Source organism: Pseudomonas cichorii (assembly GCF_019719005.1).
GTDB lineage: Bacteria > Pseudomonadota > Gammaproteobacteria > Pseudomonadales > Pseudomonadaceae > Aquipseudomonas > Aquipseudomonas cichorii_E.
The window spans coordinates 133,453-156,605 of record NZ_JAIGPJ010000006.1; the positions used below are offsets into that span (position 1 = coordinate 133,453).

Genomic DNA, 23,153 nt, shown 5'->3' on the forward strand with positions numbered 1-23,153 from the left:
CATGATCAAGGACACGGAATACAACCAGGACGACAAGACCGTCCTGCTCGACCGTCAGGGCCATGGGCCGGCATCGAGCCCGCTGACCGACTTCGCAGCGCCGCCACGCTTCGAGCAGCTTGAAGAGCGCATGATCTATGCGGCGCGCCTGCGCCCGGCCGAAGCGTTCAACATCAGCCTCAATTCGCTGGTGGCTGCTGGCTCCGAGCTGCTGTCTGAAGTGGTGCGACTCAAGCACAGTGACTCCCGCGAGGACCTGTACGCACTCAACGATCGACTGACGGCTGGGCTGAAACTGTTTGAAGTGCGCGCCTTGCACAACGGTGCCGAGAGCAGTCAGGTAATGGCTGCCCGTTATGTGCTGTGCACCGTGGTAGATGAAGCGGTTGTGACCACGCCCTGGGGCAACGAAAGCGAGTGGTCGCAGATGAGCCTGCTCAGCAGCTTCCACAATGAAACCTTCGGCGGCGAGAAATTTTTCCAGCTGCTGGATCGCCTGTCGAAAAACCCGGTCAAGCATCTACCCATGCTGGAACTGATGTACCTGTGCCTGTCCCTTGGTTTTGAAGGCAAGTATCGGGTACAGGCGCGGGGCATGCTCGAGCTCGAAGGCATCCGTGACGCCCTGTATCGCCAGATCCGTCAATTGCGCGGTGATGTACCCCGTGAGCTTTCGCCCCATTGGGAAGGCTTGAACGATCAGCGCCGCAGCCTGGTACGCATCGTGCCGGTGTGGATGGTGGTGCTGTTTACCTTCGTCTGCCTGGTGGTGATGTATTCCGGTTTCGCCTGGATGCTGGGCGAGCAGCGCGACACCGTTCTGCAACCTTATCAGCCGTTTGACCAGACCGCGGTTCAGCCGCAGTCGCAGCCGTAATCAGGGACGCGTGATGAAGAATTTTTTCAAGAAAGTCGGCGCATTCCTGCGCAAGACATGGGTCTGGACACTGCTGCTGGTACTATTTGTCGCGTTGCTGGTGTGGTTCGTGGGGCCGCTGCTAGCGGTCAATGACTACAAGTTCTGGGAAGGCTCGACGTCCCGCCTGCTGACCATCAGTGTGCTGTTCCTGATCTGGGGCCTGACCATGGTCTTCGTCAGCTGGCGCGCCGGTGTTCGCAAGAAAGCGATGGAAGAGAGCGAAGACGGCCAGGATCGTCTTCGCCGCGAAGAGCAGATCGACGAAGAACAGAAAGAGTTGAAAGCGCGCTTCAAGGATGCGCTCAAGACCCTGAAAACGTCGAGCCTGTATCGTGGCCGCAGCGAACGCTGGCGCAGCGATTTGCCCTGGTATTTGCTGATCGGCCCGCAAGGCAGTGGCAAAACCAGTCTCCTGGACTTCTCGGGCCTTGAGTTCCCGATCAACAAGATCGAGCGCAAACTGACCCGCGATACCCTGGGCACCCGCCACTGCGACTGGTACTTCGCTGATCATGGCGTGCTGATCGATACCGCTGGCCGCTACCTGACCCAGCCGGATGCCGAGGTGGATGGCAGTGCCTGGAGCACCTTGCTTGACCTGCTGCGCAAGCGTCGTCGCAATCGTCCGTTGAACGGTGTGCTGGTGACCATTCCGGTGGAAACCCTGCTGCAGGGCAGCGAACAGCAACTCGAAACCCTGGCTCGTCAGGTGCGTGGCCGCCTGCAGGACGTGCATCAGAAACTGCACGTGGACGTGCCGGTTTATCTGGTGCTGAGCAAGGCTGACAGCCTGCTGGGCTTCGATGAGTTCTTCGATCAACTGACCCGCGAAGAAAGCGATCAGGTGCTGGGTACCAGCTTCCGCAAAGAGCAGATCGGCACCGATGTGGCTGTGCTGCGCAACGAGTTCGAAGAACTGCTGCGTCGCCTCAACAGCCAGGTGATCATGCGCATGCACCAGGAGCGTGACACCCAGCGTCGTGGCCGCATCCTCGACTTCCCGCATCAACTGGGTCAGATCGGCGAGCGTCTGTGCCTGTTCGTCGACATGGCATTCACCGGCAACCGCTACCAGCGTGCCAGCCAGTTGCGCGGTTTCTACCTGACCAGCGCGCCGCACCTGACTGCGGAAATGGACGCCACCACTGCTGGTATCGGCGCCAATCTGGGCTTGAACGCTGGCATCTTGCCAACCCTGCGCAGCGGCCGCTCGCGCTTCATTCACCACTTGCTCAGCCGGGTGATTTTCCCCGAGGCCGATCTTGCGGGTCTGGACAAACGCGAACGCAGCCGCATCCATTGGGGCCAACGTGCGCTGTACGTGGGCGCACTGGCAGCACTGGGATTGTTCGGCCTGCTTTGGGCCAGCGGTTTCTCTGCCAACTATGAGCGTCTGGAAAACCTGCGCAACCTTGCTCAGACCTGGACCCAGCAGCGTTCGGCTCTGAGCACCCGCGATGACGCCATGGCGGCACTCAAGACTCTGGACACCAGTTACGCCGCTACCCAGGTGTTCCCGGCGAAAGACGATGTGAGCTACCACGAACGCGGTGGTCTGTATCAGGGTGAAGTCGTCAACCCGGTCGTCAAGGACGCTTACGATCGTCAGCTTGAACAACAACTGTTGCCACGGGTCGCAACCCTGCTGGAAGGCCAGGTGCGTGCCAATACCAAGGACCGCGATCGCCTGCTCAACAGCCTGCGTGCGTACCTGATGCTGAACATGAAGGACCGTCGTGACGAGCAATGGCTCAAGGACTGGGTCGCGACAGAATGGTCCCAGCGTTACAGCGGCAACACAGCCGTACAGAACGGCTTGAACAGCCACTTCGAGCGTTTGCTCAAGCAGCCGTTCGTTTATCCGCTGGACGAGCAACTGGTGGCTCAGGCGCGTCAGATTCTGCGCAGCGAGTCTCTGGCCAACGTGGTCTACCGGATGCTGCGCGAGCAGGCTCGCAACTTGCCGGAATACCGTCTGGACCAACACCTGGGCCCACAAGGCTCGCTGTTTGTCGGCACCGACTACGTGATCCCGGGCTTCTACACCCAACAGGGTTACCAGCAGTATTTCTCGGTACAGGGCTCGATGCTGGTCAGCGATATCCTGCGTGACAACTGGGTATTGGGTGAAGGCTCCGGCCTGAGCAGCATGGATTTGCGTCGCCTGATGGTTGAGCTGGAGCAACTGTACTTCCGTGACTACGCCAACTATTGGGGTGAAGCGGTAGGCCAGGTTCAACTGCCGGCCATCAACGACTTTGGCGAGGGTGCCGAGCAACTGGCAGGCTTGACGTCAGCCAACTCACCGGTCATCCAGATGTTGGTGGAAGTGCGTGAAAACACCCGCTTCCCGGTGGTCGCGGAAACGGCAGAAGAAGCCGCTGCAGCTGCCGCGCAACTGGCTGACAAAGGCGGAAAACTCGGCAAGGTAGCCGCCGCTGCAGCAGGCAATGCGTCTGATGCTCTGGCGAAAAAGCTGCCGGATACTGCACGCAAATCCCTGCAGAGCCGCTTCGAACCGCTGCACCGTTTGCTGGATGACAACAACGGCCCGACCGCTGACCTGACGCCAGCCTTGGCAGCCCTTAACGAACTGCAAATGCAGATGGCCAGCCTGGCGCGCTCCAGTTCGCCGGATCAGGCCGCGTTCGAGCTGGCCAAGAACCGCATGGGTGGCCAGCGTGATGCGCTGAGCAACCTGCGCACTGTATCCAGCCGTCTGCCGCGTCCGGTGGGTGTGTGGTTCAACGTCCTGGCTGAAGACACCTGGCGCCTGGTGCTGCGTGATTCCTATCAGTACCTGAACCAGCGTTATCAGAACGAGCTGTACAGCTTTTACGGCAAGGCGATCAATCAGCGTTATCCGTTCAACGCGCACAGCGCCAGCGACGTGGCAATCAGCGACTTCCGTGAGTTCTTCAAGGCTCAGGGTATTGCCGATCGCTTCTTCGACAGCTACATGCGTCCATTCGTCAGTGGCGATCCGGGTAACTACCGCATGCGCACTGTCGACGGTTACAGCCTGCCGGTCTCCAAGGTCTACCTCGACCAGATGGCGTCTGCACTGGTGATCCGCCAGAGCTTCTTCGCGGATAACCCGGCCGAGCCGCAAGTGCAGTTCAAGCTGGAGCCTTACACCCTGGACCCGGCAGTCAGCCGCTCCGAGTTCAAGCTGGGCGACAAGACCATCGAATACCGCCATGGCCCGATCGTGCCGGTGTCGTTCAAATGGCCAACCGATGCCGAAGACGGGCGCACCAGCCTGGTACTCGACAGAATGGTCGGTCGCCCGCTGGGTATCGAGAAGAACACTGGCCCATGGTCACTGTTCCGTCTGTTCGACCTGATGCAGACCGAATACCTGACAGGGCGTGACGTGTTGGTGCTCAAGGCCGACGTGGGTGGCCTGCGCGCCAACTACCTGCTGACCAGCCAGCGCACGCCGAACCCGTTCGACATGGGCGTGTTGCGTACCTTCCGCATGCCGGTGCAACTCTGATGCTGGTAGCCAGCCCATGGCGCAGCGCTGCGCGCACCGATGCCGGCAAGGTTCGGGCGCGCAACGAAGATGCTTTTCTGAACTCCCCACAGCATGGGCTGTGGGTGGTCGCAGACGGGATGGGCGGTCATCAGGGGGGCGATATCGCCAGTCAGTTGATCGTCGCCAGCCTGGCGGAATTGCCGGTGCAGAATGATTTCAACGAACGACTCAAGGACATACGCCAGTGCCTGCACTGGCTCAACCGCCGTTTGGGGCAAGAGTTGACTGTCACCGCCGGACGCCACGACAGCATCATGGGCAGCACCGTTGTGGCGCTGCTGGTGGAGGGCAATCGTGCGGCCTGCATCTGGGCCGGCGATAGCCGCTGTTATCTGTGGCGCGGTCAGCGTCTGTATCAGTTGTCCAGAGACCACTCGCTGCAGCAGCAACTGATCGACGAGCAGAAAATGAGCGTTGAGCAGGCGCGGGCCTATCCTGGCGCCCATGCCCTGACTCGTGCAGTCGGGGCTGCCGAGCAACTGACCCTGGATGTACTGGAGCTGGAAGTGTATCCCGGCGATACCTTTCTGCTTTGCAGCGATGGCTTGTATCAAGGGCTCAGCAGCGATGCACTCGGCAATGCCCTGAGCCTGACTGCGCCGCAGATTGCGCTGGAGCGCCTGTTCGATGGTGCCCTGCGTGGTTCGGCACGGGACAACCTGACGGCCGTGGTAATCCGCCAATGACTGAACTCATGCGACCGATCGACGACTTGCTGGTGAGCGAGGAGCAGGACAGCAATCTGACCTACTTTGCCTTCGCCCAGTCCCACAAGGCAGAAGCTGCGCCGGCGCCGACCCGGGCCAGCATCTCGGAGATGCCCGATCTGCTGGCAGGTCGTTACCGTATAGAGCGTTTGCTCGGTGCCGGTGGCATGGGCCTGGTCTATCGTGCCCGGGACTTGCTGAGCGAGCAGTTCGGCGATCCCGATCCTTACATCGCGCTGAAAGTCCTCAGCGAAGAATTTGCCGAGTCGCCGGATGCCAGCGCCTTGCTCTACAGCGAGTACGCCCTGACCCGACGCCTGCGCCACGACAACGTACTGCGCCTGCATAACTTTGAAGTGGACACTGACTGTCAGCGGGCCTTCATCACCATGGAACTCATGCGTGGGCTGACCCTGGACAAATTGCTCTGCGAGCGGCCTCTGGGGTTGCCGTGGAAAGAGTTGCGTGACATCACACTGCCGTTGCTCGATGCCTTGGCCTATTCCCATGCCCATGGCGTGCTGCATGGTGACATGAAGCCGAGCAACGTCATGGTCACCGAAGATGGCGTACGCCTGTTCGACTTTGGCCTTGGCCAGGCAGAGGAGGGTATCCTGCCCGGTCTGCCACATCTGAGCCGCGAGCGATTCCATGCATGGACACCGGGCTATGCCGCCCCGGAACTGCTCGAAGGCAAGCCACTGTCGGCAGGTGCCGATGTTTTCGGCGTGGCCTGTGTGATCTTCGAGCTGGCGGGAGGCAAACACCCGTTTCGCCGTTTGCCCTCGACCCAGGCCCGTGACGAGCGCCTCGATCGTGAACTGCAAGCGCCGAAGAACTTGCCCAGACACTGCTGGCCAGCCCTGCGCGCAGCACTGGCTTTCGATGCAGGGGATCGCAGGATCACCGCCAAACAATTGCGTGACGCTTTCACCGTCACTTCGTCCTGGCAGCAGCGTCTGATGCCTTGGCGTAACGGATGACTACCGAACAGGGAGCAAACAATGTTCAACCCTTCCAACGAAACGCATTTCAGCCTGACCATCGAAGATTACGAGGGCGATCTGCAGGTGCTGTCGTTTACTGGTACAGAAAGCATCAGCCAGGCCTTTCGTTTCGACGTGGAACTTGTCAGCGAAAACCCTGATCTGGACTTGGAAAAGCTCTTGCACAAGCAGGCGTTTCTGGCGTTCGATCCTCAGGGTAGCGGCATTCATGGCCAGATATACCGTATCGCCCAGGGCGACGCCGGCAAGCGTCTGACCCGTTACACCCTGTCTCTGGTTCCGCAGTTGCAGTACCTGCACCACAGGACCAACCAGCGTATCTACCAGCAACTGTCAGCGCCCGAGATCATTGCGCTGATCCTCGAAGAGCACGGCATCAAGGGTAACGCCTACAGCTTCCAGCTCAGCCAGCAGTGCCCCAAGCGCGAGTATTGCGTGCAGTACGACGAAACCGACCTGCACTTTATCCAGCGTCTGTGTGAAGAGGAGGGGATTCACTATCACTTCCAGCACAGCGAAAAGCTTCATCTGCTGGTATTTGGCGACGACCAGACCGTATTCCCCAAACTCGGGCAGCCCACAGCGTATGTACAAGGCAGTGGCCTGGTTGCCGACGTGCCGGTAATCAAGGGCCTCCAACTGCGTCTGGAAACCCGCACCAGTCGCGTCACCCGTCGTGATTACGATTTCGAAAAGCCCAACATGCAACTCGAAGCGGCCTATAAACCCGCTGGCGAAAGTACTGAACCGGACCTGGAAGACTACGACTATCCCGGCCAATTCCTTGATCGTGCCCGGGGCAAGTTCCTCAGCCAGCGCGCATTGGAGCGTCATCGCGCCGATTACCAGCAAGTCGAAGGCTGGGGCGACCAGACGACCCTCACCAGCGGGCACTTCCTGGAACTCTCCGATCACCCTCGTACCGAGTGGAACGATCTGTGGTTGCTGACCGAAATCTTCCACGAAGGCAAACAGCCGCAAGTGCTGGAAGAGTCGGTCACCAGTGACACCACCGACAACAAGGACGACTTCCACCAAGGCTACCGCAACCGCTTCCTCGCGACCCCGTGGGCCGTGTTCTATCGCCCGGCGCTGGAGCACACCAAACCCCGTGTTCTCGGCACCCAGACCGCCACTGTCACAGGGCCAAAAGGTGAAGAAATCCACTGCGACCAGTACGGCCGGATCAAAGTGCAGTTCCACTGGGACCGGGAAGGCCAGGCCGACGACAAGACCACTTGCTGGTTGCGTGTGTCCAGCGCCTGGGCAGGCGACCGCTATGGCGCTATTTCCATCCCGCGGATCGGCATGGAAGTCCTCGTCACCTTCCTCGAAGGCGACCCCGACCAGCCGCTGGTGAACGGCTGCCTGTACCACAAGGAAAACCAGGTTCCGTACCCATTGCCAGCCAACAAGACCCGCACCGTCTTCAAGACACTCAGTTCTCCAGGCGGTGGCGGGTACAACGAGCTGCGCATCGAAGACAAGAAAGGCGCCGAACAGATTTACATCCACGCCCAGCGCGACTGGGATGAAAATATCGAGCACGACCAGAAAATCCGCGTCGGCAATGAGCGCCATGACACGGTAGAGAAAAACACCTACACCGAACTCAAGGCCGAAGAGCACCGCACCACCCACAGCGACCGCAAGGTCGAGGTCCGTATGGATGACCACCTCACCATCGGACAGAACCAGCATGTGAAGCTCGGTACGGCACAACTGACCAGTGTCGGCAGAGAAATGCACCTCAAGGCTGGCGACAAGATAGTCATCGAAGCCGGCACGGAACTGACCGCGCTGGGAGGCGGGAGCTTCATCAAGCTCGATGGCGGCGGCATCACCATGATCGGCCCGGTAGTGAAGGTCAATGCCGGCGGCTCGGCAGGGTCAGGTACGGGGATCGCGATCAAACCGCCAGTGCTGCCGGGTGCGGCGGATAAAGACAAGGCGGGGAGTCTGATGGATCAGGCATTGGTGAATGCGCCGCCTGAGAAGGTCAAGCCAAAGGCTTTTTTTGTGTTTTCTGAGTAATTGATATGAATCGTTTTTCAAAAAAGAAATGCTCATGGGTTGTAATGTTTTTTGCAACCTCAGGGTTAAACCTGTTTCATGGCATCGCGAGTGCAAATGAATGTCCATCTGATGAGTTCACTGCATTCCTCAATGTGTTTTCCAAAGCCCCTGAAGTGCAGCAGAACCTTACAGCAGGGTCGATAAAGGTTATGACGTTGAAGCCTGCCAAGGAATCAGACTCGTTTGAGCCTCAGACCACTGAGGTTCTGAATTCACGTCTGGCGTTTCCGCTAATGACTCAGATTCCCTTGAGTCAAGTTGACGGTGTGGAGATTGAAAAGATTGACGACCAGCATGTCAATGTGATCGATAAGCGTGCTGGCAACAGCAACATCAAAGTATTCAACTTTACTCACAAGGCATGCTGGGTGCTTGACGGTATGGAAGATTGGTCAATTCGTGAAAAAGATCTTTCTGCATCAGAAAAAGCGGGCATGAACCGTGTCGAGACCCACTGTTATCAGCGTGCCAAATCTTACGCCAACCTCGCTGGGGGTGAGCAATACCGGTTGACTGCAGAGCTCTTTGAAGCCGCATTGGAAAACTATACCTGTGCTGCTGCTTCCGGGGACCCTCAGGCTAGTCTGGAAGCTGCCAGTTTGAGTCTCTCGGGGATGGCGCCCCAGTTGAAAACCACACAAGTTGAAGCACTGTTAAAAGCTGCAGCAACCACTATGGCTGATGGGGCCGCGGCCTTATCGACCTTTTACTGTTACGGTAACAGCACATCTGCTGATGGCCCATGCCAGAACCCACATCTAGCCGAGAAAGAGCTTATACGAGCAGCCTCCATGGGATCTGTAGACGCTATCAATTACTTGGGCTACGCCTTTGAGCAAGGTGAGTTTTCCACCAGGGATGTGTCCAGAGCAATGGCTTGTTATCGCTTGGCCGCCGATAAAGGGAATGAAACTGCTACTGCTAACGTGCAGCGCCTGAAGGCGCAAGTCGCTGACATTCCTATGGGCAGTAGCTGCTATTAATTACAGGGTGTAGAAATGACAGAACCACTTGACTTAAAAAGCAACTACACCGGCGGTGATTATGTTTATAAGATGGGCGGTGATGGCTCCACCGTCGTCAATGGGAAAAAGCAAATTGACTGCTCCCATATGGTCAATCTGTTGCTGAAAGGCGCCGGCTATAACATTCCGTATGAAGATACGCGAGTGATGAATAACTCGTCTTACTATACGACCGTGTTGCCGCAAGATGTAAAGCGTGGTGATATTGTCCTTTGGATCAATGCAACCGCCAATCAGGCCGGTAGTAGCCCGCTCTTTCATACCGGCATTGTTGAAGATTTCAATTCTGCAACTAACGCTGGGAGTTTTTTTGGGGCACAGACGAGTAGCGGGCCTGCTAAAACAGTATTCGGTCCCAAACCTCCCAGTTACTATTGGCCCGTCGCAACGAAATTCCTGAGAGCCAAAGAAGAGTTCAGGACAGGAGCCACTCCTGCACCTGCTGCTGCGCCGCCTCCGACTCCTGCGCCTTCCGGGCCTGCGCCGTTGATGAATTTCCACTACCCCTTCCGTAAAGCAGACGGTAAGCAGTTCACCGATGTGGAAGAAATCTACAAGGCACTGGAAGGCGAAACATCTGGCCATTACCTGCTGGGTAGCAACAGGTTCTGGCATGGTGGAATTCATATCTCAGACAAAAGCGCTCCACAGTGCGTGCTGAATGAACCCGTCCGCTGTATGGCCGATGGTGAGGTTGTCGCCTATCGCCTGAATCAGGATTACCTGGAATCTACATTCGGTGACAATGAAAAGAAGCTGAAGTACTCCAACTCCTTCTGTCTGGTGCGCCACGAATACAAATCAGCGCCAAATCCGGAAGAGGGTCCCAACAAAGGCAAGCAGAACAAACTGACTTTCTACAGCCTGTACATGCATCTGTTGCCTTATGCTCGCTACCCGTTGGCCCCGGAAGAAACACCAAAGCCAGTCGTTACGATGAACGTGGGTGATTACAAGGCCTACGACAAGGCACGTTGGGCAGAGGGTGCCCAGTCTTATGGCTTGATCAAGAAAGGGACAAGGTTGGAGATTATTGATCAGGCCAGCGAAGGCGTGGAGGTCTACGCCAAGGGCAAGATTCTTGTCGGGTCAGTAAAAAGTGGCTCAAGTACGACACGTAACGCAGGCGACGAAATCTGGTTCGCCTACAAGAAAAACGATGCGCCTTACAAAAATTCCGGTGGCGACAAAATCTGGACGGCAGACAAGCTCGTTGAGCGTCTGCGCCCAAACTATTGGCAGGGTAGGGTAAAGGCGACTGCCGCCATCAAGCTCGATCTGTACAAGGATCCGGCGAATCCACAAAACGGCCAGCCAGCGGGAGACAAGTACAGCACCCAACTCAACGCCACCAGTATCGTAGAGTTCGAGAGCAAAGAGGTGCTGACTCTCAACCTGGGGGGCAAACTCCGCAGAATGGCGAAATGTACCTTTGTTAGTGGCGAAGTCGCTGGGGCAGGAACCATACCGCCAAGTTTCTGGATTTGTGTGGAAAACGAGGCTGAATACAAAGTCGTCGAGTGGACATCCTTGACCCCCAGCAGTTTTGACTCGGTTGAGACGGCCAGTACAGGCATCAAGGCAGGCGATCCCATTGGCTACCTGGGGCTGACCGAAAACCTCACAGGTGAAGAGGGCGGAGTCAGCAGCAAGCATCAGGTTCACGTCGAGATTTTCACCGCCGAAGCAGAGGTCAAGGAATTCCTCAAGAACGTCGCGGGCTTGAAAACAGGCAAGCAGTATCTTTACCTGGCAAAAGACACAAAGCTCAAGGTAAAAGCCTCTGCCACCGAAACGGCTCCGCTCAAGAAACAACATGCCATCGATCTGGCCAAGGCCCCCGTCATCAAAGAGAACAACGAAGACTGGTACGAAGTCAGCGTCGTCGATGACAACCAGACCCTGACCGGTCTGGTGAAAAAAACAGGGGCGCAACTCATCACCCAGCATGACTGGGAAAAGCTGGGCTTCCAGATTGTCGAAGAATCCAATGCTACAGCTGACGGGTTCCTCGATCCCGATGATATGCCGCCATTCTTCAAGGACTTGTTCGCCAAGATCAATAAGAACAATGACAAGGAAGTCAGCTCTGACGAACTGTCCGAAGCCTTGAAAAACAAAGAGACGAGAGATCAGTGGTCGAAGCTGATTGCTTATCATCCGACGGAGTGGAAGGACAAGTCCGGTTCAGCGAAGTGGAGCAAGCTTGATACGCTGCTGGAGACATCGCCGAAAACGCTGAAGCATGAGAAAGAGCGTATTGATAAGTATGTGTTTTGGGATGAGTTGTCTGGGAAGGCGGCGATAGGGGCGAGTCTGGTTTGGCATTTTCATCCGGTTGAAATGATAGGTGGCTTTTTAATAAAAAATGCCTCTAAAGCTGGGGGGCAGATTACGTATGATGCAGAAGGTAATGATATTCCGGGATCACCATTTTTCAGTCGATGCATTCATTGGCCTGGAAATGATTTGTCGGGAGTTACGTTGGGGCGCGGTTATGACATGGGTTTTAGATCAGAAACCGAAATCTATAACCACATGATTGCATCCGGCGTTGAGTCTGGCCAAGCAACAAAAATTTCTAAGGCACATGGCAAAAGAGGATCTGCGGCTGATAATTTTGTAACACAAAATCGTGATGACATCGGAAATATAACACTTGAGCAACAAAGAGCCCTTTTTGATCTGATTTATCCAGATTATGTTGCAAAAACCATTACCAACTACAATCACTGGACGTCTTCACTGCCGGACCGATTGGAGTGGGAGGGGTTGAGGCCAATTATTAAAGATGTGTTGGTTGATTTTGTCTACCAAGGTTTTACTAAGGGGCCAAACCCTATGAAGGCAGGAATGAAGGATGATGTTGATCAGTTAATAAATTATATCGAAAGCACACCAACTATCAGTCAGTATGAGCCTGGACGGAAGCGGGCTGCATATCTTAGGAATAATCGTTAGGAGAGGTCATGAAAAAATCCATAATATTTTTTTTAATGCTGAGTTCGGTCTATCTTACATCAGCGAAAGCAGAGTGTCTTGAAGCTTCAAACAGTCAAGAGATTGACGCGTGTGCGAAACTGGCAAAAAACTCTGCAGATGCGAATTTGAATTCTAGTTATAAAAAGCTTATTACTCGAATAAAGAGTCAGTATGCAGTCGATGTAAAAGTCGGGGACGATTTTACTAACAAGCTTAAAGAGTCACAGCGAGCCTGGTTAAAATTGCGCGATACCAATTGTGCGCTTGAAGCATTTGAAATTGAGGTCGGGCAGCCTGCTTATTTAACTACTGTAAATAACTGCGTGGCAAAAATGAGCTTGGAGCGCTCCGGCTATCTAGATAGAATTTTACCGGACATATAATTTCGTGGCCCAATCTTTGATGATGCTGAATGCAATGCTCCAGCATCATCAAGAGCACTGATGGGCAAGTTTTAAGAGGCTGTCCATGCGGGAGAAATAGTTGATGTTACGTTCTTAATTTATGATCTGCTTTATCTGTAATCTTGCGTTTCTGTGAGTTTTCTACGGTATTCACATGGGGCTGTGACAAACTACGTTACTGACATCAAAGGGAGCCATATGAGGCTGCTGAAAAAAATCCTGCTCACTTTCTGTGTCATGTGCTCATTCAACGCATTTTCCTGTGAAGTGCTCGAAGGCAAAGCATTTCGGTCAATATCTGTTGAAAACGGAGTCATTACTTTTGATCTCGTCCCGATTGATGAGGATGCGGGAGATACCAGCGCAGGTGAGCAGTTAGGGATCGATATTAATTTCTTTAACTGCAACACCGGTGAGAGAAGCCTGATTGGGCAGTTGCCTTTTTTAGCTGACACCGGCGAAGTCAAAGCAGCTTTTTTAGCTAACGCAGAGCAAGGACATGAAAAAGAGCTTTTTGTGATACATGGTGTCGAGATCAGGTCCGATACGGGAATCAAATATTCTGGAGATTACTATTCTGTTCATGCTTACAAAAAGAGTCCTAATAGCTACACCAAGGATGATAAGCTTTCCAGGTACTTTGGTGAGGGTGGCGATATTTTAGCAGATGACTATAAAAAAGTTGCATATCTGTTTCCCTACAAGAGTAAAGATGCTGTTACTTCCAGGCTTCAATCAGAAGCTTACAAAAAGTGGAGTTCCGACGCACCTGTGACTTTGGTCGTCAACAAGAAATCTTCTTTACATAATTCACCTGTACTGGATGACATGAGTCGCATGTATCTTGTTGCAGGAGACAAGGTCACACAAGAAGCCGTTGAGGCCGGATGGATTTCGGTTGCATATAGGACTGCCACGGGAAAGTTGATTCGTGGCTGGATTCAGTGCGGTAACGTAGACGGCTGTTAACCAGAAGGGAGGTTATTTGGAAATAACCTCCTGAACACCATTACTGTGTCGAATTAAACCACTTCATCGATCAGCGAGGTTTTCACCGGCGTCACAGTAACCGGAGGGGTGGTCGGATTTTGCAACTGATCCCTGAGTTTTTCCAATGCTGCTTTTTGCTCATCGGTCAAGGGTGGCGGCGGGGTTGGAGAAACGGGCAGGGGAGTCGTCGGGCGAGTACCGCCGGGGGTCAGTATGGGCAGGGGATTGTTGGTTATTTGCATGTCACTACTTCCGTGAGTGAGGGTTGAACCCAGTGTAACGGCCGCTTTTCGATGAGCTTTAGAGCTGATCGACTCCAGTTTGCTCCAGGCGTTGTTAGCAATGGCCTGTGGGCAGTCCTTGTCATCTATCCCCAGTCAGGCTGGCTAAAAGAGAGTCACCGTACCCCCGACAGTCAAATTGGCAGTAGTACATATGTGCTATTGATATGCTTTAAAGGCTTGGCCAATATTCTGCAAAGAGACTGATTTTCGCTCTTGTCATGTGTTTTCCAGAATGACTTTCCTCAAGCCGATTAATTTCTTCGGCTTTGCGATCATTACATGAGCGTAGACGGTTTTATATAAATAGCAGGATCGAAATAATGTTCAAGATGGCAGTGACGCTTTTGTTTTTTGTGTCTCTCTCCGGATGCAGCTCTTTTAATCCTGAGCGTGAAATGATAAACAAACTCGAGGGTAAAGATGTTGCAGAAGCCAAAGGCTTTCTTTATTCAACCATGGGTGATCCTGTCTATGAGCCCACGCCAATCCCCAGCATAATTGCCGACACGATCCCGGTTGATGCAGAGCGTCTACACCAATGGGAGACGCTTGTTTACTACGAAGATGTGCCGGAGCAGACCGGTTCCTACATGGACGTCAGTATGGGACGCCCTGTATTGGTTTCTGCCTACGACTACAAGCGCGTCAATCACTACTGTACCGTCAACCTTAAAACCGATCGACGAGGCATCATTCAAAGTGCGAAAGCGGTGGGTTCAGGATGTACGCGGTTGTCGAAGAGCTGGTCTTTCGGTATCTAAGCGATAGAAAACCTTATCAAAAACTCTCTGTCTGGACTCACAACTTAATGAAAAAACATGCATTGATGGTGATATTTCTGTTCTCATTGGTTGGCTGTGTTTCGATTCCCAGCCAGGAACTGACTAGCGTAAAAGAGTCAATGGGAAAAAATGTCAATGAAGCGATAGCAAAACTCGCTCCACTCATGGGTAAGCCCTCTAGTATAGAGCCCTATAATAAAAATCCGGCAAACACTGTCTACCTGTGGATTCGGTACAAGGGCACGTTCTCTGAGAACAAATACATGGGAAGTAACCACGACAGGAGTGGAGGACATCTCCAAATTACCGACGTCTATCAGCAAAACACGTGGGTAGAGTATTGCTCCGTCAAGGTCATCGTTGATCCTCAAGACATTGTTGTCGATTATCTTGTAAGAAAATGCGGGGCTTTGGACGAGATTTTTGGTAGCGGTGAATATATGGAGAGATTTCGCTAGCTCACATCAAAGCCATCCCAGTATAAAGTAGCGAGAAATTAATTATGTTTGCCTGCCTATCCGCAGTATTTCAGCGCCGCCTGTTGTGCGTGGTAGCACTGTGGTTGAGTAGCGCGCTCACACCCGTCCTGGCTCTCTCGCCTGTAGAGCAACCCATGGATGCCATTGACGCTCTGGCTGAGTTGGGCCCGGAGGATCTGGGATGGGCGTCTCCGAGAATGCGCGACTATATGCGGCAGTGGTTCGATTTGGCTGAACTGGATGAGTCACCGTGCGCACCCGCGGATGTGAAGTTAGCGCCCATCACGAGTGTCTGTGAATTAAAGCCCTCGAATCAGAGCGGCTATACCGGGCCGCCGCAACTGTTGCTCGGTATTGTCGGCCAAGACAAGAACTCTGCCCGAATTGGCAGTGTCGTGAGTCAGCGAGCACTCTCCCATCCCTGGAGTTGCCGTCCTTCGCAACTGGGCACATTTGTGTGCATGCCTGTGGGTGGAAACAGTAGCGAAAATGAGCAAGTGTTTACGCGTTGGGATAAATGGCTTCCCCGGAACGAAACCGAGTTGTTTGCCTGGTACGCAGCAGATCCTGAAATGAGGTACATCCAGAGTGTGCTCGCCTCAGGCAAGCCGATGCCCGCCGATGTTCAGGGCCTGCTTGCCTGGAAGCAGTGGCAGGGTGTGGCAATGACTACGGTCCGGATCGAGCGATTAGTGCTGATCGGTCAGATATGCCGCGTTTTAAACCCGGATGACGCGCAGACCATCATTCGCAATGCCAGTGCCGAACTGGCTCAACACCGGTTCCAGTTGACCGACCAGGACAGGCGCCGTGCCAAAGACTGGCTCAAGGCTCTACGTATCGGTGCAACTCAGTCAGCAAGAGTGTCGGATGTGACCGATGAAGCGTCCTGCCAACGTTTTGCCGAGCCCTATGGAACCTTGTCAAAGCTTTTGACCTGGACAGATAAACCGCAGGAGTCCGCTCCGGGTGTTCGTGCAAGCCCCTGGACTTTGCCCTGAGAATATCCAGCACAGATCTAAAACAGTCCTGCGTTGATTTTTTGTTCAATGATCTGCCCCAACTCGCGACCGGGGGATTGGACTTGCCGCGTGAACTGAGGGCAGCTCTGTGCGTGCCTGAAAGGGCGGTGGTCTGCCAGGTGTTGCGAGCGGCCACAATATTGACAGGACACAGACTCACCGCTCAGCTTCCAGTGCTTGTTCCAGAGCAACAGCGGCAGATAGGGTATGGCCATAAACGTCCTGTCTAACGGGATAAGAGAGCACAGATGATCAACAAGACTCCAGGGTAGTCACGGCCCCCAGCGATCCAGCACAGTGTTTTGTATGGTGGGGTCATAAACCACTGTCACTTTCTCTGATTCATTGAAAGCCTTGAACATGGCCAGGAATATGGAGGTGTACGTGTGTTTACCGACCCGCGTCTCACCGACTTCAGGTCGTGCGCCGAGTGTCCATATATAGCTCGTTACGTCAGTTTCATAATCTCTTTCTGACCAGACGAAAATAGATGCCTCAGGTCTGCCATCCACGTGGAGGTTAATGATATGACCGACACGTCGGCCCTCAAAGCTCACCCGATAGTACCCATCCTGAGCTTCCCACACGCCCGATGGTGTTCGCTTGAAGATCAAAGGCTCCTTGTCGCTGCTGTTTGTTCTAAACGGTGAAGCACACAACTTAGTCACCGCCACGACACCACATCGGACAAGCCGCAACAGTTGCTTGTAATTCAAGAGCAGACTCCTGTCCGGCTTGCCGGCAAATGAATCATCTTTTTACGCCGTCGCTTTTCAGCGAGACCGATTTATAGGGTCGAACTCATTCGCGAATGAGCGGAGCGCCGCCCGACTCGCTCCTCCCCATGGTCACTTGTCAGGCATCGCTTCATAACCTTCAAGCGCATAGCCGCTGATGCTGGTGCCAGTAAGGTGGGCGTCCTCACATCTATAACTGCGGCGTTCGTAGCTGTAGGAAGTCCGTATCTGCTTTATATCTAACAGAGGGCGCCTGAATTGCCAGCCTTCCTCGACTTCGTAAGCCAGGTGTCTGTCATCAATGGCGACCACGCCGTCGGAGTAAATCAACGTCTGACTTGATCCGTCGTTATCGGGTATTGGCTGTGGATCGGCCTTGCTCTGATCTGTCCGCCAGGTTGCCTCAAGAAAGGTGCGGCAAGCGGAGGCGCTGGGCAGAATCCGGTCCTCGATCGTACTTGGCGGTAGTTGCCCGCTCGCATGGACGCAGACGGGCAAGAGCAGAGGTACAAGCCACGCCATGCAGCCTGTTGTTACTTCACGAGGCCTTGTTGTTCTGACGTATGCAGTGTCCATACTCTGTTTTTATCCTGGTTAGCGCTTATTCCTGGAGACTGGCCTGGGCCTGAAGAAAATGACCGCACTGATGCAAAAGCCAGCGTTTTCAGCAGGCGATAGAGCATAGAACACACGCCATATTCGATCATTACTTATAAAGGTTATACCGGGGGCAAGCCCTAAAAAATAGCACATGTGTACTATTTTTTAACGGTCTGGCAACGGGTATCTTCTGGATTTATCGTAATTACGTTTTAGCTTTTTGTAGGCATTTAATAAAACTTCGTTTCTGCGAGCAAAACCAGTCATGAATAAATTAGTTATCCCGGCGATATTGATTATGGGTGTTTCGGGTTGCAGCACGATCAATCCAGAGAGAAGCATAGCCAGTGAGTTGGTGGGCAAGAATGTCAGTGAAGCGGTAGAGCGACTGGCTCCGTCAATGGGGAATCCGAGATATATCACTCGTTCAATCAGCAACCCTGAGTATACCTTTTATGAGTGGGTGAGCAATGAAGGGTACTATGATCATGTGCAGCCTGCCGGCACCTATACCGACACCTCCAGAGGTTACGCGCAACACGTAGAAACTTACACGACGAAGCGTAAATATACCGCCTGTTCAGTCAATATGACCGTTAACTCCAAAGATATCATCGAGTATTACGAAACCAAGGGCTGTGGTTTCATGGGAATGGGCAATACGGGATCGCTGCATAAGTGGGGAATCAACTAGTTTACTGCTCCAGACGTTCAGTGCCACTCACGAGGATAGATTCGCAAGATCACAAGGATTGATGCCTTTTCCAAAAGGTAAAGGCATCGCCCTGTGCTTAATAGGTTCTGAACGCACGCACGACATCACCTCTGAACTCAACATACAGCTTGTTGATTTTCACCTTTTTTCCTGGGGCATTGCTGCCAGAGAGTGTACCGGCATCATTCATGATCTCTTGAGCATCACCCACCTGGTTCTGGCTTGAAATGATGGTGCTGGCAGAGCCTTGAGCCCCATACCGGGTGGTGTACTTGTAGGCCATGTCAGTAAGCTTGCCCAGCTGCGACTCGCTGCGATCGTAAAGCCATTCCGAGGTATCGTTGCCCAGGTTGTCACTCACATCTGAAGGTGAGCCAAACTTTTCGCGAATCTGTTGTTTTGTTGACTTGCCAACTACAATATTGCTTTTGATAAATTCAGGCGCGTACTTTGCCTCGCCGGTTAAAGAGTCCAGTCCGGCGAATGAACTTCCATCGGTTGAGCATGCCGTCAAGGCCATCATTAACATTCCTGCAGCCGCCAAGCCTTTCAGCTTTACAAGTTGGCAATAAGTACCCATGTCCGCTACCTCTGAGAGTAAGAGTCGTGTTGATTTTTTTGCACGAGAGCTTCGGCAGCCTGAAAGCCGACGGTTATCTGAAGATGTGCAATTGCTACTGTACATTCGCTTCTTGAGGTAGCTTAGTGGAGCTGTACAAGAAGCTCCTATAGTACAGATGTGCTATTGATGACTGGGTGAGGCATGAGACTATCGTTCTCAAATCAGGCTTTTTAAATCTTCTTGTCAATAGCAGCAGGAGTAATGACGGGTGTATAAATACGGTTTGGTTCTGGCGGTTTTTTCGCCACTTGTTATCTTTCCAGGACTGGCAGTTGCATCACCATCTGACTGGTGGCTCATCTTCGGAAGCGGGGAACAGCCGAAGCGGCAAGTCATGTATGCAGATGCTATTTCTGTGGCAGATATCAGCTCGAAAACGGCAGAGGAGGCCGCCCGCTCAGTCGACGTTGTTCATGTATATGAAGCAGAGGACAAACCCTCTTACGTCATGCACAGGATTTCCTTTCAGTGCAAGGCCGGTCAGTATCGTGTCGAGGCAGCGAACGCCCAGATGCGCTCGGGAAAGATCACCGCAGAACCTACCAATAGTCATTGGAACCCGGTTGCCCGAAGCTCGATGGAACGGCCTTATGACTTTGTGTGCCAGGCCGGCTCTCGGCGATCTAACAGCATGATCAAGGTCGGGAACATGAGCGTGACTACCTTGGCGGATTTTACAAAAAAGGCGCTGTGGGGGCCGGCAATTAATACGCCACCTAAATAAAGCCTGTTGCGAATAGGCAATCCACGACGATGGTAGGGGAGAGAGTGACACACCTGGAGGTTCTGTAATCGCTGCATGTTGGCTGCGGCTCTATAGGCATCCGGCAACTGAAAAAGCCCACGACGATATCGGAGCTCTGAGAAAGGCCATGTAGGGTAATATCCTCATCCCGAATAAGGCCCTGAACAAGGGATCGCAGCGAGTCAGAGCCATGCTCGAAGCCAATCCGAATTGCCCCATCCGTCGTCGGCTGGCCAACATACCCTGGGTCGGTGATAACCGTGCGGGCTTGCGCCACTGGCTGGAGATCCAGCGCGACCCGCTGGCCTGGCTGCAGAAAATGCACGCTATGCAGCCGGACGTGGCGGTCATGCGCATGGGCCCGCAGCGTGTATGGTGCCTGTTCCATCCGCAAGCCGTGCACGAACTGATGGTCGAGCATCGTGACAATCTACGCCGCTGGACGCCGGCACTGTGCATGCTCAAGCAATGGAATGGACGCAGCTTCATGATGCGTGAAGGCGAGCCGGCACAGGCACAGCGCAAGGCGGTACGCCCACACCTTGTTGCGCCGCAGGCCAGTGATGTACGCCGCCTTGCTGCGCAGTGGGCAGACCGGATCGAGGAGGGGCGCGAGTATGATCTCGACCTGGAAATGGCAGCATTCAGCGTCACCCTCAGCGGTCATGCCCTGTTCGATGTAGACCTGGAGCCGGCGGCCTACCGGATAGCCAAGGCGGTTCGCCTGCTGTCGCGGGTGGCGTTGCTGGAGATGTCCACCGGTCTGCCGCTGGGGCACTGGTTTCCGAGCAAACTCTGCCCGCGAAAACGCTGGGCACTGGGGCAATTGCGAGCAGTGGTCGACGAAGTTGTGGAACATTCGCCTCGGCCCCTCGTCGAGATGCGTGATGAGCTCTGCACACTGCTGATGGCGTCGCACCAGTCCACTGGCGTCACCATGACCTGGTGTCTGCTACTGTTGGCGCAGCGTCCGGAATTATGCAAGCAACTGCGGGCCGAACTGGCACCAATCGACTGGACAGCAATCCGTTCGCTCGGTGACCTGCGCAACTGCCCCTTATTGAGAGCAGTGCTACAGGAATGCCTGCGTCTTTACCCGCCGGCCTACGGCCTTGTTCCGCGACAGGTGAGTGCTGACATCGAAGTATCCGGCCATTCGCTCAAGCGTGGAGACGTCGTTATGATTTCCAGCTGGATCACACACCGGGACCCACGCTGGTTCGATGCGCCTCTGGAGTTCCGCCCAGAGCGCTTTATGGACCCAGCAACGTGGCCGCGCGGCGCCTATTTCCCGTTCGGCCTGGGCGACCGTTCCTGCCCCGGAACAGCGATGGCGATGATCGATCTTGCTGCCGCATTGGCCTACTGGGTGGAACACTGGGACATCGTGCACGACGGGGAACTGACGCCACGTGGGTGGTTTTCTCTGCGCCCGCAGCGGGCCCGGGTCAGGTTTGTTCGAGTTGCATGAGTGTTGACGGGTTTTGGGGGAGAATGATCCCGCTGTGTGATCAGGCCTCACTGGCTTGATATGCTGCACCTCAAGTATTAGCAGATCAGAAGTTTGGAGAGCGGATGCGACTTTGTATTTTCTCAGGCTCAAGCCCTGGGCGATTGCCCTTGTACATGGAGGCTGCTACCCGCTTGGGGCAAACTCTCGCGAAATCCGGTATTGGTTTGGTTTACGGCGGCGCCTCCGTAGGCTTGATGGGAGCAGTCGCTGACGCTTCGCTGGCAAGTGGTGGGGAAGTGATTGGCGTTTTGCCTGGTTTTTTAGCCGAGAAGGAGCTAGCGCACACTGGCTTGAGTGATCTCAGAATTGTCAATTCAATGCATGATCGCAAAGCACTCATGGCTGAGTTGTCTGACGGTTTCATCGCTTTGCCCGGTGGGATAGGCACATTAGAAGAACTGTTCGAAGTATGGACGTGGGCACAGCTAGGCCAGCATGCAAAGCCCTGTGCCTTGCTGAGCATTCATGGTTTCTACGATGGTCTTACCTCGTTCCTCGACCACATTGTGAACGAAGCTTTTCTCAGGCCGGAGCACCGCGAAATGCTCATCGTCGAGCGAGATATAGATAAATTGCTGAACGCAGTGCTCAGCTACCATCCGCCCAAAGTGACTAAATGGATAAAACGGGAGGATAAATAGTGTCTGAACAGCCTCGACTGGGATGCGGCGCAGCAATAGTGCGCGATGGGCGTATTCTGCTGATCCAGCGCAGGAAAGAGCCTGAAGCTGGATATTGGGGCTTGCCTGGCGGGAAAGTGGATTTTCTTGAGCGGGTCGAGCAAGCCGTCATCAGAGAAATCGCTGAAGAACTGGGGATCCAGCTTCACGAACTGACCCTCCTTTGTGTGGTCGATCAAATCGATTCAGATAAAAGAATCCATTGGGTAGCGCCCGTTTACAAGGTGTCGAGCTTTGAAGGAGAACCCAGCCTGGTCGAGCCGGATAAACATTCAGCTATAGGCTGGTTCTCTCTGGAGACATTGCCAACACTCTTGACGGTTGCGACTCAAACAGCATTACCGCTTTTGCGCAACGAAATGGCCTGATTCCGTAAAAGAGGAGGAGGGTGCAGCCTGTTCTTGATCGGCTGATTTGGTCTTATGGCGTGAGGAACAGTGGAAAGGAGCGTTGAAAGTCCATGCATCCGACAACACCGGACGGTCGCTATTTTGTTGTCAAAGGACAGCTTTGGCGGTGCTCTAATCCATCGCTTTCCGAGGATGAGCGGCAGCGTCTGGTGCATGAACTCATGAGCGCACGCAGAGAAGTGAAACAGGCCAAGGCCTCTGGCGATCCTGGTCTTCTCAAAACGGCTCGTTCAAAAGTCAACGCTGCCAAGGTGGCGCTCGGTGAGCGAGGCGCTGTGTGGTGGAACGATGGCAGTCCTGATTACAACCGACGGCGTGTTCTTGATACTCCTTATGCTGACTGGGCCAGAGGAACCCTTCGAAATCTTTAGACGGGCACGCGGCCGCGCTTGTCGCTGTCGATTGAATGGTCGCTACGGGGCGCCCATTGAACAAGCGTATTGATCACAGCGCTTCCGACCATTCTTTGTGAATCGCAGGCCACTGTAAGGCATATAGCGTCTTTACAGGCGTGAGCCAAGGCATAGCGCCATTCTTTCTGTTGTGCGCCCATCGGGTCTATGTTCTTACCGGTTTCACCGTCCACGCCTTTTGTTTCTGACCTCACATCTTCGACCAGTGCCAGCATTTTACTGTCCTGGGCTCGCAGGCTATCGCTTGAACACGCGATGTCCTCAAGCGTGGTCAATTTTGCACTTTCATCGTCGCAGCGCTCGGCAAACCCAAAGTTGGAATAGCCTGCAGGTATATCTTCGTTTCCGGCACTCACGCTCAGCGTGAAGGCAAGCAGCAGGGGGCTTGCGACGCACAGGCCAATTCTCTTTTTCATCTGGCAGTCTCTTTCAATGCTGATCAATACCATGCTAAGCGCACGAACATTACGCTCTGCGTTCAATAACGGGGTGTTCAAGGG

The 23,153-nt window shown here is 54.1% G+C and carries 23 protein-coding genes; 18 read left to right on the forward strand and 5 right to left on the reverse strand.

The annotated features are described in order from the left end of the window. Position 1 precedes the first annotated feature (1 nt). The 9 genes from icmH to K5D32_RS07570 all read left to right on the forward strand — a co-directional run bounded on the left by icmH (position 2) and on the right by K5D32_RS07570 (position 13,630). Positions 2 to 877: a type IVB secretion system protein IcmH/DotU gene (gene icmH / locus K5D32_RS07530; protein WP_025260173.1), complete on the forward strand. Its 876-nt coding sequence runs from the start codon at positions 2 to 4 to the stop codon at positions 875 to 877. Between the two features lie 13 nt (positions 878 to 890). Continuing rightward, the gene (tssM, locus tag K5D32_RS07535) at positions 891 to 4,418 is read left to right on the forward strand and encodes a type VI secretion system membrane subunit TssM (RefSeq protein ID WP_221576204.1); all 3,528 of its coding nucleotides are present in this window, start codon (positions 891 to 893) and stop codon (positions 4,416 to 4,418) included. Then, positions 4,418 to 5,146, forward strand: a complete 729-nt coding sequence (locus tag K5D32_RS07540; RefSeq protein ID WP_221560910.1) for a PP2C family serine/threonine-protein phosphatase — start codon at positions 4,418 to 4,420, stop codon at positions 5,144 to 5,146. Before tssM ends, K5D32_RS07540 begins: the two co-directional genes overlap by 1 nt. Continuing rightward, the gene (locus tag K5D32_RS07545; protein WP_221576202.1) at positions 5,143 to 6,150 is read left to right on the forward strand and encodes a serine/threonine-protein kinase; all 1,008 of its coding nucleotides are present in this window, start codon (positions 5,143 to 5,145) and stop codon (positions 6,148 to 6,150) included. Before K5D32_RS07540 ends, K5D32_RS07545 begins: the two co-directional genes overlap by 4 nt. Before the next feature lie 21 nt (positions 6,151 to 6,171). Next, the gene (gene tssI, locus K5D32_RS07550) at positions 6,172 to 8,208 is read left to right on the forward strand and encodes a type VI secretion system tip protein VgrG (protein WP_221599645.1); all 2,037 of its coding nucleotides are present in this window, start codon (positions 6,172 to 6,174) and stop codon (positions 8,206 to 8,208) included. A 5-nt stretch (positions 8,209 to 8,213) separates the two neighbouring features. Next, positions 8,214 to 9,233 carry a tetratricopeptide repeat protein gene (locus K5D32_RS07555; RefSeq protein ID WP_221599647.1) on the forward strand — a complete coding sequence of 340 codons (1,020 nt, stop codon included), beginning with the start codon at positions 8,214 to 8,216 and terminating at the stop codon, positions 9,231 to 9,233. A gap of 15 nt (positions 9,234 to 9,248) precedes the next feature. Then, positions 9,249 to 12,236: a hypothetical protein gene (locus K5D32_RS25910; protein WP_260407287.1), complete on the forward strand. Its 2,988-nt coding sequence runs from the start codon at positions 9,249 to 9,251 to the stop codon at positions 12,234 to 12,236. A gap of 8 nt (positions 12,237 to 12,244) precedes the next feature. Continuing rightward, the gene (locus K5D32_RS07565; RefSeq protein WP_221599648.1) at positions 12,245 to 12,640 is read left to right on the forward strand and encodes a lysozyme inhibitor LprI family protein; all 396 of its coding nucleotides are present in this window, start codon (positions 12,245 to 12,247) and stop codon (positions 12,638 to 12,640) included. Positions 12,641 to 12,859: 219 nt separating this feature from the next. After that, the gene (locus K5D32_RS07570; protein ID WP_221599650.1) at positions 12,860 to 13,630 is read left to right on the forward strand and encodes a hypothetical protein; all 771 of its coding nucleotides are present in this window, start codon (positions 12,860 to 12,862) and stop codon (positions 13,628 to 13,630) included. Positions 13,631 to 13,683: 53 nt separating this feature from the next. On the opposite strand, the gene K5D32_RS07575 is transcribed toward K5D32_RS07570, so the two are convergent. Then, positions 13,684 to 13,893, reverse strand: a complete 210-nt coding sequence (locus K5D32_RS07575; RefSeq protein ID WP_221578285.1) for a hypothetical protein — start codon at positions 13,891 to 13,893, stop codon at positions 13,684 to 13,686. Between the two features lie 362 nt (positions 13,894 to 14,255). Here K5D32_RS07575 and K5D32_RS07580 point away from each other — a divergent pair, with 362 nt between their 5' ends. From K5D32_RS07580 to K5D32_RS07590, 3 genes are all read left to right on the forward strand, one after another. After that, the gene (locus K5D32_RS07580; RefSeq protein ID WP_221599652.1) at positions 14,256 to 14,696 is read left to right on the forward strand and encodes a hypothetical protein; all 441 of its coding nucleotides are present in this window, start codon (positions 14,256 to 14,258) and stop codon (positions 14,694 to 14,696) included. After that, positions 14,657 to 15,175: a hypothetical protein gene (locus K5D32_RS07585; RefSeq protein ID WP_221599654.1), complete on the forward strand. Its 519-nt coding sequence runs from the start codon at positions 14,657 to 14,659 to the stop codon at positions 15,173 to 15,175. The genes K5D32_RS07580 and K5D32_RS07585 overlap by 40 nt, the downstream gene beginning before the upstream one ends. A gap of 155 nt (positions 15,176 to 15,330) precedes the next feature. Beyond that, on the forward strand, positions 15,331 to 16,197 hold the full coding sequence (locus K5D32_RS07590) for a hypothetical protein (RefSeq protein WP_221599656.1): 867 nt from the start codon (positions 15,331 to 15,333) through the stop codon (positions 16,195 to 16,197). Between the two features lie 293 nt (positions 16,198 to 16,490). Here K5D32_RS07590 and K5D32_RS07595 read toward each other — a convergent pair whose 3' ends face one another. Then, positions 16,491 to 16,934, reverse strand: a complete 444-nt coding sequence (locus K5D32_RS07595; RefSeq protein ID WP_221593281.1) for a hypothetical protein — start codon at positions 16,932 to 16,934, stop codon at positions 16,491 to 16,493. Positions 16,935 to 17,066: 132 nt separating this feature from the next. After that, entirely contained in the window at positions 17,067 to 17,477 is a 411-nt protein-coding gene (locus tag K5D32_RS07600; protein ID WP_221578290.1) for a hypothetical protein, read from the reverse strand. Positions 17,478 to 17,820: 343 nt separating this feature from the next. On the opposite strand from K5D32_RS07600, the gene K5D32_RS07605 reads away from it, so the two are divergent. Beyond that, positions 17,821 to 18,249 carry a hypothetical protein gene (locus K5D32_RS07605; RefSeq protein WP_221599658.1) on the forward strand — a complete coding sequence of 143 codons (429 nt, stop codon included), beginning with the start codon at positions 17,821 to 17,823 and terminating at the stop codon, positions 18,247 to 18,249. 97 nt (positions 18,250 to 18,346) lie between these two features. Here the strand turns inward: K5D32_RS07605 and K5D32_RS07610 are convergent, their stop codons facing one another. After that, positions 18,347 to 18,850 carry a hypothetical protein gene (locus K5D32_RS07610; RefSeq protein WP_260407288.1) on the reverse strand — a complete coding sequence of 168 codons (504 nt, stop codon included), beginning with the start codon at positions 18,848 to 18,850 and terminating at the stop codon, positions 18,347 to 18,349. A gap of 250 nt (positions 18,851 to 19,100) precedes the next feature. Here K5D32_RS07610 and K5D32_RS07615 point away from each other — a divergent pair, with 250 nt between their 5' ends. The 5 genes from K5D32_RS07615 to K5D32_RS07635 all read left to right on the forward strand — a co-directional run bounded on the left by K5D32_RS07615 (position 19,101) and on the right by K5D32_RS07635 (position 22,611). After that, positions 19,101 to 19,616: a hypothetical protein gene (locus tag K5D32_RS07615; protein ID WP_221599659.1), complete on the forward strand. Its 516-nt coding sequence runs from the start codon at positions 19,101 to 19,103 to the stop codon at positions 19,614 to 19,616. Between the two features lie 211 nt (positions 19,617 to 19,827). Then, on the forward strand, positions 19,828 to 21,108 hold the full coding sequence (locus K5D32_RS07620; RefSeq protein ID WP_221599661.1) for a cytochrome P450: 1,281 nt from the start codon (positions 19,828 to 19,830) through the stop codon (positions 21,106 to 21,108). Between the two features lie 104 nt (positions 21,109 to 21,212). Further along, complete coding sequence (locus K5D32_RS07625; RefSeq protein WP_221578294.1) at positions 21,213 to 21,791, forward strand: TIGR00730 family Rossman fold protein; 579 nt, start codon at positions 21,213 to 21,215, stop codon at positions 21,789 to 21,791. Then, positions 21,791 to 22,198, forward strand: coding sequence for an NUDIX domain-containing protein (locus K5D32_RS07630; protein WP_221578295.1), 408 nt, complete (start codon positions 21,791 to 21,793; stop codon positions 22,196 to 22,198). The genes K5D32_RS07625 and K5D32_RS07630 overlap by 1 nt, the downstream gene beginning before the upstream one ends. 92 nt (positions 22,199 to 22,290) lie before the next feature. Further along, positions 22,291 to 22,611, forward strand: a complete 321-nt coding sequence (locus tag K5D32_RS07635) for a hypothetical protein (RefSeq protein ID WP_221599663.1) — start codon at positions 22,291 to 22,293, stop codon at positions 22,609 to 22,611. On the opposite strand, the gene K5D32_RS07640 is transcribed toward K5D32_RS07635, so the two are convergent. Next, positions 22,608 to 23,069 carry a hypothetical protein gene (locus tag K5D32_RS07640; RefSeq protein WP_221599665.1) on the reverse strand — a complete coding sequence of 154 codons (462 nt, stop codon included), beginning with the start codon at positions 23,067 to 23,069 and terminating at the stop codon, positions 22,608 to 22,610. The two genes, K5D32_RS07635 and K5D32_RS07640, sit on opposite strands and share 4 nt — an antisense overlap. Positions 23,070 to 23,153 lie beyond the last annotated feature (84 nt).

Excerpts from the sequence above, each read along its gene's own strand:
- icmH (WP_025260173.1), top strand. The coding sequence starts at position 2 with ATGATCAAGGACACGGAATACAACCAGGACGACAAGACCGTCCTGCTC.
- tssM (WP_221576204.1), top strand. The coding sequence starts at position 891 with ATGAAGAATTTTTTCAAGAAAGTCGGCGCATTCCTGCGCAAGACATGG.
- K5D32_RS07540 (WP_221560910.1), top strand. The coding sequence starts at position 4,418 with ATGCTGGTAGCCAGCCCATGGCGCAGCGCTGCGCGCACCGATGCCGGC.
- K5D32_RS07545 (WP_221576202.1), top strand. The coding sequence starts at position 5,143 with ATGACTGAACTCATGCGACCGATCGACGACTTGCTGGTGAGCGAGGAG.
- tssI (WP_221599645.1), top strand. The coding sequence starts at position 6,172 with ATGTTCAACCCTTCCAACGAAACGCATTTCAGCCTGACCATCGAAGAT.
- K5D32_RS07555 (WP_221599647.1), top strand. The coding sequence starts at position 8,214 with ATGAATCGTTTTTCAAAAAAGAAATGCTCATGGGTTGTAATGTTTTTT.
- K5D32_RS25910 (WP_260407287.1), top strand. The coding sequence starts at position 9,249 with ATGACAGAACCACTTGACTTAAAAAGCAACTACACCGGCGGTGATTAT.
- K5D32_RS07565 (WP_221599648.1), top strand. The coding sequence starts at position 12,245 with ATGAAAAAATCCATAATATTTTTTTTAATGCTGAGTTCGGTCTATCTT.
- K5D32_RS07570 (WP_221599650.1), top strand. The coding sequence starts at position 12,860 with ATGAGGCTGCTGAAAAAAATCCTGCTCACTTTCTGTGTCATGTGCTCA.
- K5D32_RS07575 (WP_221578285.1), bottom strand. The coding sequence starts at position 13,893 with ATGCAAATAACCAACAATCCCCTGCCCATACTGACCCCCGGCGGTACT.
- K5D32_RS07580 (WP_221599652.1), top strand. The coding sequence starts at position 14,256 with ATGTTCAAGATGGCAGTGACGCTTTTGTTTTTTGTGTCTCTCTCCGGA.
- K5D32_RS07585 (WP_221599654.1), top strand. The coding sequence starts at position 14,657 with ATGTACGCGGTTGTCGAAGAGCTGGTCTTTCGGTATCTAAGCGATAGA.
- K5D32_RS07590 (WP_221599656.1), top strand. The coding sequence starts at position 15,331 with ATGGATGCCATTGACGCTCTGGCTGAGTTGGGCCCGGAGGATCTGGGA.
- K5D32_RS07600 (WP_221578290.1), bottom strand. The coding sequence starts at position 17,477 with ATGGCGTGGCTTGTACCTCTGCTCTTGCCCGTCTGCGTCCATGCGAGC.
- K5D32_RS07605 (WP_221599658.1), top strand. The coding sequence starts at position 17,821 with ATGAATAAATTAGTTATCCCGGCGATATTGATTATGGGTGTTTCGGGT.
- K5D32_RS07610 (WP_260407288.1), bottom strand. The coding sequence starts at position 18,850 with ATGGGTACTTATTGCCAACTTGTAAAGCTGAAAGGCTTGGCGGCTGCA.
- K5D32_RS07620 (WP_221599661.1), top strand. The coding sequence starts at position 19,828 with ATGCTCGAAGCCAATCCGAATTGCCCCATCCGTCGTCGGCTGGCCAAC.
- K5D32_RS07625 (WP_221578294.1), top strand. The coding sequence starts at position 21,213 with ATGCGACTTTGTATTTTCTCAGGCTCAAGCCCTGGGCGATTGCCCTTG.
- K5D32_RS07635 (WP_221599663.1), top strand. The coding sequence starts at position 22,291 with ATGCATCCGACAACACCGGACGGTCGCTATTTTGTTGTCAAAGGACAG.
- K5D32_RS07640 (WP_221599665.1), bottom strand. The coding sequence starts at position 23,069 with ATGAAAAAGAGAATTGGCCTGTGCGTCGCAAGCCCCCTGCTGCTTGCC.